General features: G+C 62.1%; 15 protein-coding genes. 6 read left to right on the top strand and 9 right to left on the bottom strand.

What is annotated here, in order from left to right; translation table 11 throughout:
• Positions 1 to 23: 23 nt before the first annotated feature.
• From BUA54_RS17300 to BUA54_RS17285, 4 genes are all read left to right on the top strand, one after another.
• Entirely contained in the window at positions 24 to 1,043 is a 1,020-nt protein-coding gene (locus BUA54_RS17300) for an amino acid ABC transporter substrate-binding protein (RefSeq protein ID WP_072858522.1), read from the top strand.
• A 143-nt stretch (positions 1,044 to 1,186) separates the two neighbouring features.
• On the top strand, positions 1,187 to 2,413 hold the full coding sequence (locus tag BUA54_RS17295; RefSeq protein WP_072858521.1) for an amino acid ABC transporter permease: 1,227 nt from the start codon (positions 1,187 to 1,189) through the stop codon (positions 2,411 to 2,413).
• Position 2,414: 1 nt separating this feature from the next.
• Positions 2,415 to 3,725 (top strand): amino acid ABC transporter permease, encoded by a 1,311-nt coding sequence (locus tag BUA54_RS17290; RefSeq protein WP_072858520.1) that lies wholly within the window; start codon positions 2,415 to 2,417, stop codon positions 3,723 to 3,725.
• Between the two features lie 13 nt (positions 3,726 to 3,738).
• A complete protein-coding gene (locus tag BUA54_RS17285) occupies positions 3,739 to 4,530 on the top strand; it encodes an amino acid ABC transporter ATP-binding protein (protein ID WP_072858519.1) in 792 nt (263 codons plus the stop codon).
• A 99-nt stretch (positions 4,531 to 4,629) separates the two neighbouring features.
• Here the strand turns inward: BUA54_RS17285 and BUA54_RS17280 are convergent, their stop codons facing one another.
• From BUA54_RS17280 to ttcA, 6 genes are all read right to left on the bottom strand, one after another.
• A complete protein-coding gene (locus BUA54_RS17280; protein WP_072858518.1) occupies positions 4,630 to 5,130 on the bottom strand; it encodes a SixA phosphatase family protein in 501 nt (166 codons plus the stop codon).
• Positions 5,131 to 5,133: 3 nt separating this feature from the next.
• On the bottom strand, positions 5,134 to 6,027 hold the full coding sequence (gene argB / locus BUA54_RS17275; RefSeq protein ID WP_072858517.1) for an acetylglutamate kinase: 894 nt from the start codon (positions 6,025 to 6,027) through the stop codon (positions 5,134 to 5,136).
• Between the two features lie 65 nt (positions 6,028 to 6,092).
• On the bottom strand, positions 6,093 to 7,919 hold the full coding sequence (locus BUA54_RS17270; protein WP_072858516.1) for a c-type cytochrome: 1,827 nt from the start codon (positions 7,917 to 7,919) through the stop codon (positions 6,093 to 6,095).
• 85 nt (positions 7,920 to 8,004) lie between these two features.
• Positions 8,005 to 8,655 (bottom strand): ribosome biogenesis GTP-binding protein YihA/YsxC, encoded by a 651-nt coding sequence (gene yihA / locus BUA54_RS17265; protein WP_072858515.1) that lies wholly within the window; start codon positions 8,653 to 8,655, stop codon positions 8,005 to 8,007.
• A 66-nt stretch (positions 8,656 to 8,721) separates the two neighbouring features.
• Entirely contained in the window at positions 8,722 to 10,557 is a 1,836-nt protein-coding gene (gene yidC / locus BUA54_RS17260; protein ID WP_072858514.1) for a membrane protein insertase YidC, read from the bottom strand.
• A 63-nt stretch (positions 10,558 to 10,620) separates the two neighbouring features.
• Positions 10,621 to 11,463 (bottom strand): tRNA 2-thiocytidine(32) synthetase TtcA, encoded by an 843-nt coding sequence (gene ttcA / locus BUA54_RS17255; RefSeq protein WP_072858555.1) that lies wholly within the window; start codon positions 11,461 to 11,463, stop codon positions 10,621 to 10,623.
• Positions 11,464 to 11,512: 49 nt separating this feature from the next.
• Here ttcA and BUA54_RS17250 point away from each other — a divergent pair, with 49 nt between their 5' ends.
• Positions 11,513 to 12,073 carry a DUF1353 domain-containing protein gene (locus BUA54_RS17250; RefSeq protein ID WP_072858513.1) on the top strand — a complete coding sequence of 187 codons (561 nt, stop codon included), beginning with the start codon at positions 11,513 to 11,515 and terminating at the stop codon, positions 12,071 to 12,073.
• 89 nt (positions 12,074 to 12,162) lie between these two features.
• Here the strand turns inward: BUA54_RS17250 and yidD are convergent, their stop codons facing one another.
• From yidD to rpmH, 3 genes are read right to left on the bottom strand one after another with little or no spacing between them, the layout of a single operon-like run.
• Entirely contained in the window at positions 12,163 to 12,384 is a 222-nt protein-coding gene (gene yidD, locus BUA54_RS17245; RefSeq protein WP_072858512.1) for a membrane protein insertion efficiency factor YidD, read from the bottom strand.
• A complete protein-coding gene (gene rnpA / locus BUA54_RS17240) occupies positions 12,381 to 12,770 on the bottom strand; it encodes a ribonuclease P protein component (protein ID WP_245810758.1) in 390 nt (129 codons plus the stop codon). Before rnpA ends, yidD begins: the two co-directional genes overlap by 4 nt.
• Positions 12,771 to 12,784: 14 nt before the next feature.
• A complete protein-coding gene (gene rpmH / locus BUA54_RS17235; RefSeq protein ID WP_072858510.1) occupies positions 12,785 to 12,919 on the bottom strand; it encodes a 50S ribosomal protein L34 in 135 nt (44 codons plus the stop codon).
• A gap of 277 nt (positions 12,920 to 13,196) precedes the next feature.
• Here rpmH and BUA54_RS17230 point away from each other — a divergent pair, with 277 nt between their 5' ends.
• Positions 13,197 to 13,952 carry a TVP38/TMEM64 family protein gene (locus BUA54_RS17230; RefSeq protein WP_425434984.1) on the top strand — a complete coding sequence of 252 codons (756 nt, stop codon included), beginning with the start codon at positions 13,197 to 13,199 and terminating at the stop codon, positions 13,950 to 13,952.

Genomic DNA, 13,952 nt, shown 5'->3' with positions numbered 1-13,952 from the left:
CGGATACTCAGGAAGAGGTAAACATGAAGAAGACCGTACTATTTGGAACGCTGACCATCGCCGGTTTGACGGCGGCTGCGGCGTCCGCGGCGACGCTGGACGACGTAAAGGCGCGTGGCCATCTGAACTGCGGCGTCACCACCGGTCTGACCGGCTTTGCGGCACCCGACGCGAACGGCGTCTGGGAAGGCTTCGACGTCGACGTCTGCCGTGCGGTTGCTGCCGCCATCTTCGGTGACAAGAATGCCGTCGAATTCGTCCCCACCACGGGCGAGACGCGCTTTACTGCGCTGTCCTCCGGGGAAATCGACCTGTTGGCCCGGAACACGACCTGGACTTTCTCGCGCGATACCGAACTGAAGTTCGACTTCGTTGGCGTGAATTACTACGACGGTCAGGGCTTCATCGTGCCCAAGGCTCTCGGCGTGACCTCTGCCAAGGATCTGGACGGCGCGACCGTCTGCATTCAGACCGGCACGACGACCGAACTGAACCTGGCCGATTATTTCCGCGCCAACAACATCACCTACCAACCGGTGCCGATCCAGACCAACGCCGAAGGCCAGCAGCAGTATCTGGCTGGCGCCTGCGACACCTACACCACGGACGCTTCGGGCCTCGCCGCGACGCGCGCGACCTTCGAAAACCCCGAAGATCACGTGCTTCTGCCCGAGATCATTTCCAAAGAGCCGCTGGGCCCGCTGGTCCGTCACGGTGACAACGAGTGGGGCGACATCGCCATGTGGACGCTGAACGCGTTGATCGCGGCAGAAGAGCTCGGCATCACCTCTGCCAACATTGGCGAAATGTCCGCTGCGCCGACCAACAACCCGGAAGTGAACCGCCTGCTGGGCACCGAAGGCGAGCTGGGTGCGATGATTGGCCTGTCGAACGACTGGGCCAAGAACGCGATCATGGCTGGCGGCAACTACGGCGAGATCTTCGAGCGTAACATCGGTGAAAACACCCCGATCGGTCTGGCGCGTGGCCTGAACGCTCAGTGGACCGACGGCGGCCTGCTGTATTCACCGCCCTTCCGCTAAAATTCTAGGCGAAAGGCCCGGTATATGCCGGGCCTTTCGTCATTTGCTATCGTTCACGACCAAGACGCCTGCCAGCGCGTGGTGCATCCGGGCCAACCGGAGCAACCTGAAGAAAGTCTGGTGAAGCCCGGGGAGATTTTTTGATGTCATCGATGACGGATAGTCCGCCACGCGAAAGCTTTCGGCTGAGCCAGCTGATCTACGACACCCGCTACCGATCCTTGACCATCCAGGTGGTCACGTTGCTGCTGGTCTGTGCCGGCGTGTATTGGCTGATCAACAATCTTCTGGTCAACCTGACCGCCAAGGATCTGGAGCCGAGCTTCAGCTTCCTGCAAAGCCGGGCCGGATACGACATCGGCACTACGCTTATTCCCTACACCAATGCCGATACCCATCTGCGTGCCGCCTATGTCGGCATTCTGAATACGCTGCTGGTCGCAGCGCTCGGCATCGTTCTGGCGACCATCATCGGTGTGTTGGCTGGCGTCGCCCGCCTGTCGAAGAACTGGATCGTCAGTCGATTGATGGCTGTCTACGTCGAAGGCTTCCGCAACGTGCCGTTGTTGCTGTGGATCCTTCTGATCTATGCGGTCTTCAGCGAATCGACCCCGCAGCCCCGCGATTTCCGGCCCGGCCCCGATGGAACCGCGGCCTCCTCTATGATCTGGGACTCCTTCGCCGTGACGAACCGCGGCTTCTACATGCCCGCACCGGTCTGGGGGCCGTCTTCAGAGATCCTGGGCATCGTGTTTCTCGCCTCGATCCTCGCAGCCTTCCTCTACCGGCGTTACGCCAAGAAACTGCTTTACGACACCGGTCGCCTGCTGCCGATGGTTTGGCCTATCTTCGCGATACTGATCGTTCCGGTCGTGCTGGCCTTCTTCGTCATGGGCCGTCCTGTGACGCTCGACTACCCCGTTCTGAAGGGCTTTAACTTCGGCGGCGGCATCCAGATCAGCAACCCGCTGATGGCCCTGTGGCTGGCGCTGTCCCTTTATACCGGTGCCTTCATAACGGAAATCGTCCGTGCCGGGATCCTGTCCGTGTCCAAGGGGCAGTCAGAAGCCGCCGCGGCCCTCGGTGTCCGTCCGAATCGCGCGATGAGCCTCGTCATCTTGCCGCAGGCGATGCGGGTCATCATCCCGCCGCTGACCTCACAGTATCTCAACCTGACCAAGAACTCCTCCCTCGCGATCGCCGTCGGCTATCCCGACGTCAAGGCGACCCTCGGTGGAATTACCCTGAACCAGACCGGCCGCGCGCTGGAGTGCATGTTGCTGATGGGGTTGTTTTATCTGGCGCTGTCGCTGGTCATTTCTTTCGTGATGAACATCATCAACAATTCCATGAAATTGCAGGAGCGGTGAGATGAGCGATACACACGCACAAACCGTCGCTTTCGTCCGCGAGGGCATGCTGGACCAGCAACCGCCGCCGACCCGCGAAGCGGGTACCGTCAAGTGGGTTCGCGAAAACCTGTTTCCGACATGGCTGAACGCTATCCTGACGATCGTATCGCTTTATGTCATCTGGGTCGTCGTCAGCACCTTCGTGATGTGGGCGTTCAGCCCGACTTGGAATGCTACGTCGTTAAGCGAATGCCGCCAGATGCTGGAGGAATTGGGCCGATCGACGGAAACCGCGTGCTGGGGCGTCATCCGCGACCGTTGGGAACAGCTGCTGTTCGGCTTCTATCCTTCGGACCTTTACTGGCGACCGACCGTGGCATTGATTGTGCTGCTTGCCGGTCTGGGGCCTGTCCTGTTCGGAACATTCCCGCGCTGGTTCATGGGCTTCTCGCTCGCCTCGCCATTCCTGATCTTTCTTCTGCTCTGGGGCGGGCCGATCTGGCTGCCGCTGACTGTCGCTCTGGGCTTCGGATTAGGCGTCGTGGCGTTTCGGGTCTTCTCTCGGGTCAACCAGATCGTTGCCGTTCTGGTGGCCATCGTGATCCCGCTGCTCTACTGGTTGCTGCTGGCCTGGCCGCTGGCCAGCGAGCTTGCTCGCGTCATGCCCATCGGACTGGAACCGGTGCAGTCCAAGCAGTTCGGCGGCTTCATGCTGTCGATCGTCATCGGCGTCACCGCGATCGTGCTGTCGCTGCCCCTTGGCATCCTGTTGGCCCTTGGCCGCGCATCGAACCTGTTCATCGTCACAAAGCTCAGCGTCGTGTTCATCGAGATTATTCGCGGCGTACCGCTGATCGTCTGGCTGTTCACAGCGTCTTTGTTGCTGAACTACTTCCTGCCGCCGGGGACAAATTTCGATCTGACACTGCGGGTCATCATCATGGTCACCCTGTTCTCTGCAGCCTATATCGCAGAGGTCGTTCGTGGCGGTCTCTCTGCTGTGCCGAAAGGCCAGTACGAGGGTGCCAATTCGCTGGGCCTGTCCTACTGGCAGTCGATGCAGCTGATCGTACTGCCGCAGGCCCTCAAGATCTCGATCCCCGGCATCGTGAACACCTTCATCGGTCTGTTCAAAGACACGACCCTCGTGCTGTTCATCGGCCTTCTTGATCCGCTGGGACTGATCAACTCGATCCGGGCCAGCACCGACTGGAACGGCATCTACTGGGAGCTCTACGTCTTCGTCGCGCTTCTGTTCTTCGTCGCCTGCTTCAGCATGGGCCGCTATTCACTGCATCTGGAGAAGAAGCTCCAGCGCGAACACCGTTAAGGGAGGCATGACAATGTCAGAGGCCGCACAGGACCGCACCGTCAATCGCAGCGCCATGCAGGTGAGCGACGAGGTGGCGATCGAAATCAACAACATGAACAAGTGGTACGGCACGTTCCACGTGCTGCGCGACATTAACCTGACCGTGAACCGGGGTGAACGCATCGTCATCTGCGGGCCGTCCGGGTCGGGCAAGTCGACGCTGATCCGCTGCATCAACAGACTGGAAGAGCACCAGTCCGGTCAGATCATCGTGGACGGGACAGAGCTGTCATCGGACCTCAAGAACATCGACAAGATCAGGTCCGAGGTCGGGATGTGCTTTCAGCACTTTAACCTGTTCCCGCATCTGACGATCCTCGAAAACTGTACGCTGGCGCCGATCTGGGTTCGCAAGACACCCAAGAAGGAAGCCGAAGCGACGGCGATGCATTTTCTTGAGAAGGTCAAGATCCCGGAGCAGGCCAATAAGTATCCGGGCCAGCTGTCCGGTGGTCAGCAGCAGCGCGTCGCCATCGCGCGCAGCCTCTGCATGAAGCCGCGCATCATGCTGTTCGACGAACCGACATCGGCGCTCGACCCGGAGATGATCAAGGAAGTCCTCGACACCATGATCGAACTCGCCGAAGAAGGCATGACCATGATTTGCGTCACGCACGAGATGGGCTTTGCGCAGGCCGTGGCAAACCGCGTGATCTTCATGGACCAAGGCCAGATCGTCGAGCAGAACGAGCCGAAGGAGTTCTTCAACAACCCCCGGTCAGAGCGTACCAAGCTTTTCCTGAGCCAGATCCTCGGTCACTAGCGGAATTCCGATTTTTCTCGAAAAATCGGAATGCAGCAGCCCGCGGCGATCCATCCGCACCCGCGTCATGGCCGCCGCGCACCTTCAAGTGCGCGGTGTTCATGTCTTGAGGTCGGCGGGAATCAAGAATGACAGACAGGCGCCCGTCTTGATGTCCGACCAATTGTCGACGTCGAACGACAGGACAGTCGTCGCGGCCGTGGGATAGTCATCGAACCGGGGATGCTCCGGCGGTTCGGTTGCAAGCGCTGCGGCCACATTGCCGATCCCGGGGTTATGTGCGCACAGCAGCAAGAGCTTGACCGACTGCTTGCGGATGGTCCGCTCGATGGTGTCGGATGAGGCATTGTAGAGCGACGGCAGAAACTCGGTCGGAACGTCCCGCCCCAGCCCGCCCGACAGGTCGGCGACGGTTTGACGCGTGCGCGTCGCATCGGAGCTGAGGATCAGGTCGGGAACCAGATTCCGCGCGCCGAGCCAGACACCGACGGCCCGTGCGTCGCGGCGGCCCCGGTCTGTCAAGGTGCGCGCGTGATCGGGCAGGGACGGATTGCCCCAGCCGGACTTGGCATGCCGCAGGACAATGAGTATCAGGGCCATCGGCTAGTCCTGACGCGACTTGACCCGCGATTCCGTGGACCGGATGATCGACCCCGCGCCGTGCTCCGTGAAGAGCTCCAAGAGGGATGCGTTCGGCAGCCTGCCATCAAGGATCACGACGGCGCGCACGCCGTCCTCGATGGCCTTCAACGCTGTCTCGACCTTGGGAATCATGCCGCCCGCGATGGTGCCGTCCTCAATCATGGCGCGCACCTGATCGGGGTTCAATTGGGTCACGACTTCTCCGCTGGCGTCCTTGACCCCCGCGACGTCGGTCAGCAACAGCAGGCGGTCGGCCTTGAGCGCGCCGGCGATGGCGCCGGCGGCGGTGTCGCCATTCACATTGAAGGTTTCCAGCATGTCCATGCCGGTTGCCACCGGTGCCACGACCGGGATGATGCCCGCGCCGTAAAGGTCGCGCAGCACCTGCACATTCATTTCCACCGGGCGACCGACGAAACCGAGCTCCGGATCGTCCGCCTCGGCCACCATCAGATCGTCATCCTTGCCGGACAGGCCGACCGCACGGCCGCCTTCGTCCATGATCGCCTGCACGATCCGCTTGTTCACGAGGCCGGTCAGCACCATCTCGACCACCTCGACCGTGGCTTGATCGGTAACGCGCTTGCCGCGGATGAATTCGGACTTGATGCCCAGCTTCGTCAGCATCTCGTTGATCATCGGACCGCCGCCGTGCACCACGACGGGGTTCATGCCGACCTGTTTCATCAAGACGATGTCGCGGGCGAATTCTGCCATCGCGTCGGCGTCACCCATGGCGTTGCCGCCGAACTTCACCACGACGACCGCGCCGGAGTAGCGTTGCAAGTAGGGCAGGGCCTCTGACAGCGTGCGCGCCGTGGCGATCCAGTCTCGGTTCATGTTCTGCGTCCTCATGGCTATCCCCCGGGGCCTTGTCGCCCCAAGGGATAGCGGAGGGAGGTCACCCCCTCAAGCGGCGATCACTTTGGCAGCGGCGCCTGCGCGGCGAACCACGCTGCCACGTCGTGACGTTCGTCCACGGTCATGTCGCGCGCAATGGCGTGCATCGGGCTGATCGTGTCCAGATCGGCGCTCTTCTCGCTTCCAAGGGCCTGCAAACGGTCCTGAATGTAGCGTGGCGCCTGACCTTGAAGCCGGGCGATGATCGGAAGGGCAGATGTCGGTTCCGGTCCATGACAGGACAGGCAGGCCGGGATATTCTTGTCCGGAATGCCGTTGGATGCGATCTCTCCCCCGACCGCAATCTCTTCTGCCGTCGCGAACACGTCCTGCGGCGTAGGCGAAGGCAAAGCTGCCGGCGTGCCGAAGTATTGGGCAAGATCCGACATGTCCTTGTCCGACAGCTTCTCCGCCACCTGACGCATCCGCTCCGCCTCGCGGTTGCCGCTGCGGAATGCGTGGAGTTGCAGATCGAGGTAGGTCGCCGTCTGTACCGTCAGGTTGGGATATTCGCCGGACGGGCCGCCCACACCCTCGACAGTATGACATTCCTTGCACACGCCTTCGACCAGTTGCCGAGCGTTGGCTGCATCCATCGGCTGCAGGGTCGCGACCGGGGCGCGGCCGCCGGGAGCCTGCTGTGCGAAATAAGCGGCGAGGTCGGCTCGCTGCTGCGGATTCAGTGATTTCGCGATCCAGTGCATCGGCTGCCATGCGCTGGTACCCGCCCCGGTCCAGTAGGGTTCGGCAAAGGCGTCCAGCCGATGCCGCACATAGGCGGCCGACTGTCCCGCGATTGGAGGGATCAGCATGCCGGCTGCCTCTGACACGTTCTGGTGGCACGTATAGCAGGCCGGAAGCGCCTGATCGGGTAATCCGGCCGTCGCGATGATCTCTCCCGCCACCGGATCACCCAGGGCGGCTTGGTCGCGGGGCGGGGCGATGTCCGGAAGGCTGGCGTAGTACTCCGACAGGCCCTTGATCTGCGCGTCGGTCAGGCTCGCCGCCACGGTCGTCATGATGCCGGACGGGCGCGTGCCGTTCGCGTATTCACGCAGCGCCTTGGTCATGTAGGCGGCAGAGGGCACGGTCAGGTTCGGCGCCTGACCCGCCGTCGCATCGCCGCTGCCTTTCGCGCCATGGCAAGCGGCGCAGGTGGCAATGACGTCACCGTTGCTTGCATACTCGTGCCAGCCGGTTCCGGGGGTGGCATATAGGTATTCGTCCATCGGCGGCGCCTTGATCCCGACGTCCAGACCGCTCAACTGGTCCGGCGCGTCGAATGCCAGTTCTGGTGCATCCTCTGGCAAGGCGCGCTGGGTTGCCGCGACATATTCTGCGTTTGTCATGTCCGGTAGCGCGCGCAGGAAGGCCACCACGGACCAGATCTCATCGAAATTCTGACTGGCCGGCCAGGCCGGCATGGCCGAAAAGCGCACACCATCCCGTAGGATGACGAAAAGCTGCTCGTCGCTGAATTCGCCTACGACCGATGCAAGGTGCTGTGGCCGTGGGCGCATGGATAGGGCCACTGGACTTTGACCGAGTTCCGGACCGCCGTGACAGCTGGAACAGACGTTGGCATAATGCTGGATGCCCAATGCCACGCGGGCGGGGCTGTCCAGATCGGCCGGCACGTCGACCGATCCACCGGCATTCGCCGTCGATCGCTTGAAGGTGTAATGCAGGATCGTTCGCGTCAGGGCGTTGTGGGGTGGTCTGGCCGAAATCGTGACGAGACCGAGGCTGACGATCAGGGCGCCGATGATACCGCCGATAACGGCCAGACCTGCGAATACCCCGACGATCCACTTGATGACATGCCAGCTTGGAGCCTTTATCTGCATACCCTTAACCTTCATTCAGCGATGCGAGACCGGATCACTGAAACGATAGCTTGACGTGGCGGCAGGAAAAGGGGGGGTGCGACGTTTAGGGTTCGATTGTCGCAATCACGGCGCGCAGGGTCTCTATGCCGTCACCCTTCTCCGAACTTGTCAGGATCATCTCGGGATAGGCCGCTGGATGCTTTGCCAACACGGCGCGCGTTGCGTCCAGGGCATCCTGCAGTGCCGAACCCTTGACCTTGTCTGTCTTGGTCATGACGGCCTGAAAGGTCACGGCGGACCGGTCGAGCAGCGTCATGATCTCTTCGTCGACAGCCTTGGCGCCATGGCGTGCGTCGATCAGGACGAAGACGCGGCGCAATGTCGGCCGACCCTGCAGGTAGTTCTTCAACAGAGCCTGCCATTTGGCCACGACCGCCACCGGAGCATTGGCGAAACCGTAACCGGGCAGGTCTACGACATACAGATCGCCTGCGGTAAAGTAGTTGATCTCTTGCGTCCGGCCCGGAGTGTTAGATGCGCGCGCCAGCCCCTTGCGTCCGGTCAGCGCGTTGATAAGAGACGATTTCCCGACGTTCGAGCGCCCGGCAAAGCAGACTTCCAATCGGTCGGCTGGGGGCAGGCCGTCCATGGCGACCACACCCTTCACGAACTCCGTCTGGCCCGCGAACAGCAGGCGACCCTTCTCGAGAGCTTCGACGTCGGGCGTATCGACGGGGGGAAAGCGCAGTTCCATGGTGGAGCCTTTCAATGCGAAGGGGGCGGTCGTCCCGCCCCCATGTCTGTCGGTATAGCTGGCGGCCTATTTGCCCTTCGGCTTCTTGCCGCTGTTGGCCGGGACCGGTTCGCCCTTCTTGCGGCTGAAAGTACCCTTGATATTGCCGAACACGTCCGGCTTTGCCCCGTGGCTCCGCATAATCAGGTACTGCTGGGCGAAAGTGATCGTGTTGTTCGTGATCCAGTACAGCACCAGACCCGACGCGAACCGCCCCAGCATGAACATGAACACCCAAGGCATCCAGGCAAAGATCATCTTTTGCGTGGCGTCGGCGGGCGCCGGGTTCAGTTTTTGCTGAAGCCACATGGAAATGCCCAGCAGAATCGGCAGTACGCCGAGGCTGATGATATGGATGGGCGAGGTCACGTCCGGGGTGTTCCACGGGAAAAGACCGAAGAGATTCAGAATTGACGACGGATCGGGGGCCGACAGATCCCGGATCCAGCCGATCCACGGCGCATGCCGCAGTTCCAGCGTGACGAAGATCACCTTGTAGAGCGAGAAGAAGATCGGGATCTGGATCAGGATCGGCAAACAGCCCGCGGCGGGGTTCACCTTGTTTTCCTTGTAGAACTTCATCATCCCGGTCTGCAGCGCGGCCTTGTCGTCGCCGCTGCGTTCCTTCAGCTTCTCCATCTCGGGCTGAAGTTCCTTCATCTTCGCCATGCTGACATAGGACTTGTATGCCAGCGGAAGCACTAGAAGCTTGAGGAAGAAGGTCAGTGCGATGATCGCGAAACCCATGTTGCCGATCAGCAGGTTCAGGTGGTGCAGCACCCAGAAGATCGGTTTCGTCAGAAAGAAGAACCAGCCCCAGTCGATGCTGTCGATAAATCCGGTGACCCCTGCCTTTTCGTAGTCGCGGATGGTCTCCCACTCCTTCGCACCGGCAAAGAGTTGCGTCGTGACGGATGCCGTGGCGCCCGGGGCGACGGACTGGGGTTCCTGCACCGCTTCCGCCTGAAAGATGTCGCGGCTGGGGAAGTATTTCGCGGTGGATCGAAAGGGGACGGTCTGGTTCGGAATCAGCGTCGTCATCCAGTAATGGTCGGTATAGCCGATCCATCCGGCGGAGGTGACCTCCTGACGCTCGGCGTTGGTGCCTTCGTTCGGATCGACGGCGAAGTCGATCATGTTCTTGTACTTCACCTCTTCCAGTGTGCCGTCCGTCATGCGGACCAGACCCTCGTGCAGGATGAAGAAATTCTGCAGGTCGGAGGGCATGCCTTCCTGCCGGAGCAGGCCGTAAGGGCGCAGGTTGATTGCACCGGTTCCGGTATTCTCGACGCTCTGGTCGATGCTGAACATGTACTTGTTGTCAACCGAGATCCGGGTGCGGAAGATCTGGCCGGCGCCGTTGTCATAGGCCAGCGTAACCGGCGTGTCCGGGGTCAGGGTCTCGCCGTCCTCGACCGTCCACAGGGTGTCTGGGCCGGGCACCGCATCGGCGGCGACACCATCGACGGCGGCCCAGCCGAAGGACGCGAAATAGGCGTCGGGGGTGCCGGACGGCGACAGCAGCGTGACGGTGGGCGAGGAGTCGTCGATCGTCTCGTGATACTGGGTCAGCTTCAGATCGTCGATCCGGCCACCCAGCAAGGAAATCGTGCCGTTCAGTTCCGGGGTCTGGATCGTGACGCGGGGCGCCTCGGTCGCAGGCTCGTTGGCGACGGCATCCGCCGGGGCCGCAATGCCGCCGGTGGCGACATCGGCCGCTGGGACCGTGGCATCCTGCTGCTCCTGAGCGGCTTCCAGCGTCGCAGGGGCCTGCGCCTCCGGCGGAAACAGGAAGGTCCAGACGATGATGACCAACGTGCTGAGCACGAGGGCCAGGATCAGGTTCTTGTTTTGATCTTCCATACGTCGGGACCGTCCGTCTGTGAAAACTGGTGGGGTTGCTTCAAACCGCGCAGGCCCCGAAGGTCAAGGGGATTCCGGCGCTTTGTGATCCAGTGTCAACCCCATGAAATCGAACAGGGCCGGGTCCAGAAGGTGGCTGGGCCGGGCGTTCATCAAAGCGCTGAAGATCTTCTGGCGGCGTCCAGGACTGTTCGCCTCCCACCCGTCGAGCAACCGCTTGATCTGCTGCCGCTGCAACCCATCCTGACTGCCGCACAGGTCACAGGGGATGATGGGATAGTTCAAGGCCCGCGCAAAGGCGTCGCAGTCGGCCTCTGCCACATGGGCGAGCGGGCGGTAGAGAAAGAGATCGCCCTCGTCGTTCTTCAGTTTCGGCGGCATGGTGGCCAGCTTGCCGCCGTGGAAGAGGTTAAGAAAGAAGGTCTCGAGGATATCGTCGCGGTGGTGCCCCAGCACGACGGCGCTGCAGCCTTCCTCGCGCGCGATGCGGTAGAGGTTCGCCCGGCGCAGGCGCGAACACATGGTGCAGAGCGTACGTCCCTGCGGCGTCTTGTCCATCACGACGGAATAGGTGTCGCGGTACTCGATCCGGTGAGGCACGCCCATACGCGCCAGAAACTCCGGCAGCACCGTCGCGGGAAAGTTCGGCTGCCCCTGATCGAGGTTGCAGGCCAGAAGCTCGACAGGAAGAAGCCCCCGCCATTGCAATTCGTACAGCACCGCGAGAAGGGTATAACTGTCCTTGCCACCCGACAGACACACAAGCCACTTCCCGCCGGGCGCAATCATCCCGTAGCGGTCGATCGCCTCGCGCGTGTCGCGCACCAGCCGCTTGCGCAACTTCTTGAACGCCACCGTATCGGGTGCGCCGTGGAACAGCGGGTGAATGTCGGTATCATCAAGCATGCGCCGTTCCATACTCTGCCGCGGCCGCAAGCCCAAGAGGAATTGCAACATGCAGCGATTTGACCACCCCTCGGTCCCAATCGATCCCTATCCGTCTGCGGGCACGCAGGTGGCGGAATTGCGCTACGACAGTGCGCTTGTCCTGATCCGCCTGAAGGATGCGCCGCGCCTGCGGACCGGGGAGGATGCGGATTACCTGACGGGACGACCGTATCTTGTGTCTTGGCGGTCAAGGGACGGCGAGTGGGTGCAGATCGTCGTGCCGGCGGGGCTGATCATCGACCTGACGTCCGTTCCCCCCGCGCTGCGTTTCGTGATCGGGCGGGTCGGCCCATGGCTGGAGGCGGCGATCGTGCACGATTACCTCTACATCGCATGGCAGGATGTGCCAGGCCGGGGGCCACGACCGGCGGACCGCGCCTTTGCCGACGCGATCATGCTGGCGGCAATGCGCGCAGCCGATGTCAGGCCATGGATGGCGACGGTGATCTACTGGGCGGTGCGGATCTTCGGTGGCGGCACCTTCGGGCGGGTCAAGCCGGATCGCTACGTCGATCTTTCCGATCCAGAGATCGCGGCCCAGATGGCCTTCATGCAGCCGCGCGTCTGAGATCTCGGCGAACGACAGGCGATACCATGCTTCGGATTTTCACGAGGCCTTGGAGTCCTTCAAATTTTCATAAAAATTTGGCTGGCGCGTCAATCCGGGACGTTGTCGATGCCTGACCCGCCCCAAGGATGGCAGCGCCCGATTCGACGTGCGGTCAGCCATGTCCCGCGCAGCGCGCCATGTCTGGCCAAAGCCTCCAGCGCGTAGGCCGAACAGGTCGGGTTAAAGCGGCAGCCATGGCCGACCCAAGGCGACAGCAGCAAACGATAGGCGCGCACCGGCAGCGCGACGACATGGGCCAGCGGTGTCACTGATGCACGCGGTCCAGCGCGCGGATCAGGTCGGCCTGCAACTGGGTGAAGGGCAGGGTTGCCGTCGTCTGCGGGCGACCGACGAGGACGTAGTCCCATCCAGGGCGCCCATGCTTTGGCAGGATCAGCCGCGCGATCGCGCGCAGGCGACGCTTGGCGCGGTTGCGCGCCACGGCATTTCCGACCTTCTTGGAACAGGTATAGCCAACGCGCATCAGATCGCTGCCGTCATCGCGGCGGCGGCCTTGCAGGTGGATGCCTGCCGTGCCCTGCCGACGGCCGTGGCTGGTGGCGATGAAATCGCGGCGTCGTGTCAAAATTTGCGGACGCAACAAAGCCGCCGGATCACCCTTGTCGGGTCCATCCGGCGGCGTCATGTCTGTCATCGTCAAGTTGGCGCTTACGCGCTCAGCTTGGCGCGGCCCTTGGCGCGGCGCGCGTTGATGATCTTGCGGCCAGACGGCGTCGCCATCCGGGCACGGAAACCATGACGGTTCTTGCGGACGCGGTTGCTGGGTTGGAACGTGCGCTTCATCGCGTGTCCTCCGGTTCGGGGGCCAAACCCGGCTTGGATTCGAGGCCCGTCATTCATTCAGACCTGCCCTTTAAGTGGGGCGTTGCCCTGTGTCAACGCCGACCTGTGTCAGGATTGCTAACGAAAGCTGCTTTTCGACCGCTCGAATGTTACAGTTTGCGCTCTGCGACGGGCTCGAACGCGGTATCCGTTCAATGCCCCGTGATACGGCTACCCGCCCTTGGCGGACTGCGCCATGTAGGGCAGCAGACAAGAGGCCCGCGCGGCAGAAAGATCAATGATGTCAGACGACACCACCACCAATCCCGTGCTGCGCCGTCTGCCCCTCATCGCAATCGTCATCGTGGCGATCCTCGGCGCCTATGTCCTCCGCGACTATCTGACTTTCGATGCGTTGCGCCAGAACCGCGAAGCCTTGCTGGCGTTTCGCGATGCGAACTATTTGCTGTGCGTTTTGGGGTTCATCGCGGCCTATGCGGCCATCGTCGCCTTCAGCCTGCCCGGCGCCACTATCGCGACGTTGACGGGGGGATTTCTGTTCGGCAGCGTGCCGACCGGTTTTCCCGTCCTGCCCGGCGCGATCTACAACGTCGCTGGCGCCACTATTGGGGCAATCTTGCTGTTCCTCGCCGCCCGCTGGGGTCTGGGGCAGACGCTGGCGAGGCGGATGGACGCCAGCGACGGCGTCGTCAAGCGGATCAAGGACGGGATCGACGACGAGGGGAATCAATGGTCGATGCTGTTCCTGATCCGCCTCGTCCCCGCCGTGCCGTTCTTCGTCGCGAATCTGGTGCCGGCATTGGTGGGTGTGCCGCTCTACCGCTTTGCGGTGACAACATTCATTGGCATCATGCCGGGGGCGGTGGTCTATACCTCGGTGGGCGCCGGTCTGGGCGAGGTCTTTGCAAAAGGCGAGACGCCCGACCTCGGCATCATCTTCCAGCCCGCCATCCTGCTGCCGATACTCGGGCTTTGCCTGCTCGCGGCCCTGCCGCTTATCCTCAAAGTCGTCCGTGGCAAGAAAGGTCTGTGA

This window comes from Loktanella atrilutea, from assembly GCF_900128995.1.
GTDB classification, from domain to species: domain Bacteria; phylum Pseudomonadota; class Alphaproteobacteria; order Rhodobacterales; family Rhodobacteraceae; genus Loktanella; species Loktanella atrilutea.
This window is presented reverse-complemented; position numbering and strand designations above follow the sequence as displayed.

What these genes read in the sequence shown, in the direction of transcription:
- BUA54_RS17300 (WP_072858522.1), top strand. Translation starts at nt 24, where the DNA reads ATGAAGAAGACCGTACTATTTGGAACGCTGACCATCGCCGGTTTGACG.
- BUA54_RS17295 (WP_072858521.1), top strand. Translation starts at nt 1,187, where the DNA reads ATGTCATCGATGACGGATAGTCCGCCACGCGAAAGCTTTCGGCTGAGC.
- BUA54_RS17290 (WP_072858520.1), top strand. Translation starts at nt 2,415, where the DNA reads ATGAGCGATACACACGCACAAACCGTCGCTTTCGTCCGCGAGGGCATG.
- BUA54_RS17285 (WP_072858519.1), top strand. Translation starts at nt 3,739, where the DNA reads ATGTCAGAGGCCGCACAGGACCGCACCGTCAATCGCAGCGCCATGCAG.
- BUA54_RS17280 (WP_072858518.1), bottom strand. Translation starts at nt 5,130, where the DNA reads ATGGCCCTGATACTCATTGTCCTGCGGCATGCCAAGTCCGGCTGGGGC.
- argB (WP_072858517.1), bottom strand. Translation starts at nt 6,027, where the DNA reads ATGAGGACGCAGAACATGAACCGAGACTGGATCGCCACGGCGCGCACG.
- BUA54_RS17270 (WP_072858516.1), bottom strand. Translation starts at nt 7,919, where the DNA reads ATGCAGATAAAGGCTCCAAGCTGGCATGTCATCAAGTGGATCGTCGGG.
- yihA (WP_072858515.1), bottom strand. Translation starts at nt 8,655, where the DNA reads ATGGAACTGCGCTTTCCCCCCGTCGATACGCCCGACGTCGAAGCTCTC.
- yidC (WP_072858514.1), bottom strand. Translation starts at nt 10,557, where the DNA reads ATGGAAGATCAAAACAAGAACCTGATCCTGGCCCTCGTGCTCAGCACG.
- ttcA (WP_072858555.1), bottom strand. Translation starts at nt 11,463, where the DNA reads ATGCTTGATGATACCGACATTCACCCGCTGTTCCACGGCGCACCCGAT.
- BUA54_RS17250 (WP_072858513.1), top strand. Translation starts at nt 11,513, where the DNA reads ATGCAGCGATTTGACCACCCCTCGGTCCCAATCGATCCCTATCCGTCT.
- rnpA (WP_245810758.1), bottom strand. Translation starts at nt 12,770, where the DNA reads ATGACAGACATGACGCCGCCGGATGGACCCGACAAGGGTGATCCGGCG.
- rpmH (WP_072858510.1), bottom strand. Translation starts at nt 12,919, where the DNA reads ATGAAGCGCACGTTCCAACCCAGCAACCGCGTCCGCAAGAACCGTCAT.
- BUA54_RS17230 (WP_425434984.1), top strand. Translation starts at nt 13,197, where the DNA reads ATGATGTCAGACGACACCACCACCAATCCCGTGCTGCGCCGTCTGCCC.